Origin of the sequence: Mesotoga sp. B105.6.4 (assembly GCF_002896535.1) — a bacterium.
In the GTDB taxonomy this organism is placed as follows: domain Bacteria; phylum Thermotogota; class Thermotogae; order Petrotogales; family Kosmotogaceae; genus Mesotoga.
Genome location: NZ_JWIM01000119.1, coordinates 1 through 1,819 on the forward strand (window position 1 = coordinate 1; position 1,819 = coordinate 1,819).

The 1,819-nt window shown below is 45.5% G+C and carries 1 protein-coding gene; it reads left to right on the forward strand.

What is annotated here, in order from left to right:
• The coding region (locus tag RJ60_RS15710) for a hypothetical protein (RefSeq protein WP_180979992.1) at window positions 1-1,819 on the forward strand (1,819 nt) is incomplete at both ends.

The following is a 1,819-nucleotide window of genomic DNA, read 5'->3' on the forward strand; positions in this document are numbered from 1 at the left end:
CAGGTACTGATTCTGGCAGTTCATTCATACAAATAGATTACTCAATAATCCCGGAGAGTTTGCCAAGTCATGTTGTTGTAGTGATGAGAAGTTCTGATAACATAAGTTTCTCAAAGCTGTGTGCGCTCTCTTACGAAGAGACTCAGTTAATTGATACTAATGTGCTTTCCGACAAGACATACTTCTATGAACTCAAACTGCTTTCTGATGACGACGTTTTGGATAATGCTAAGACAAATGTAAAAACTGCGGAAGAAAAGGAAGTTACATACGAAACGAGTTATTTATATGGGAATGTAGAGCTTCCTGAAGAGATAGATCCAACAACACTTGTGGTAAGAAACATGGAAAAGGTGGCACCGTTAGATGATGAAGGTAACTTCGAGATAGACGTAAAAGGAGACCAAGTCTCCGTAATGTTCTGCAGTGTCCCCGGGTACAAGATACCGCTTATGACGTTCGTCTCTCCAGAGGTAAACGGAACGAAGCTACAATCTACGGAGACTATAAACAAAGAGACCACCGCAAAATCTCTGCTAATGCTCAACCCGTTTCTGGCGACACCCTTTCCCGATTCTATGGCTAGAGTGAACGAAGCGATAGAAGCCTGCAGTTACCTTCAGACAATAGCGGACCTAATAGAAAGCCTCAACAACGGGGAGAGCGAAGTTGAAGACGAACTGATTGGAGCAATCGAATCTGCCCTGGACGAGATAATCGAATACCTCAACGAACATTATCCAATGGAAGAAATTAGCCCTTCGGGTGCAGCGCCAGTACAGATAACGCTTCCTCTGGTAGATGCGCAGGATATCGGGGTCCGTGAAACCATAGACGTGGATCTGGAACGGGTCGAACTCTCATACACCTTGGAAGAAATAGGCGGGAAGACATACTACGAAGTTACACCGAAAATCCCGGGGGACTGGATTTCGGTGAACAGCGTAGTTATGCTATCTGAACTAACAGAGACACTGACAGTGGAAGAAATGGAGACATTCGATCACACCAGATCAATAGAATCATACATAACCGGGTGGCCACAGATAGGAACTGCGCAAAGCGAAACCTGGTACGGTTGGATAGACTTCATAGGCAAACTGATCGACCTGGGAGTAGACGCAGTATTCGACTACTTTCTGGGGGAAGGTAAGACATCCAATCTACTTATTCCTGCGTGGGAAGAAGGGAAATACGCCTTCAGCTCATACGGAGGCTTTGCAGACATCTCTGAATTAGGGATATTCATAGAGGACCTGTGGGAAACAATTCAAAAGATGAAAGAGGGGGAAGATATAGTCTACTCGAACCTTCCGCATGAACTGGTGTCATTCTATACGATGTGCGCTTTGAATGGACTGGACGTTGGTCTGACAGTGATTTCTACAATCTTCAACATAAGAGGTTTAACAGAAGGAGAGTTTGTTGCAGACGTGGCGGAGGCGATGCCGGAGGCGCTGAGAAAAGGCTTACTGGCAGCCCGATTTGAATTGAAGAGCGATTTGCAGGATATAGGCAAATGGACGAAGTTCATAGGAGAGTATATAAAGAATATCGCAGTAGAATCTCTCACGGCGCTTTCAAAGGCGGCGATGAAACAAGGGGTAGGGCTGATAATAGACGCGGGTAAGGAATTTTTGAGCTACATAACCATAGTTCCCAAAGTTATGTCGATAGTGTCGAACGCGAGCGAAGTACTGGCCAGGATAACTAGTATGGTTGAATTCGTATCTCCGAGAGAGCTCGCGTTCATTACGGTGAGTCAGGAGGATAACCAGCCACCGGTAGTAACAAAAGTGAGCGGTCCATCCGGAACGAT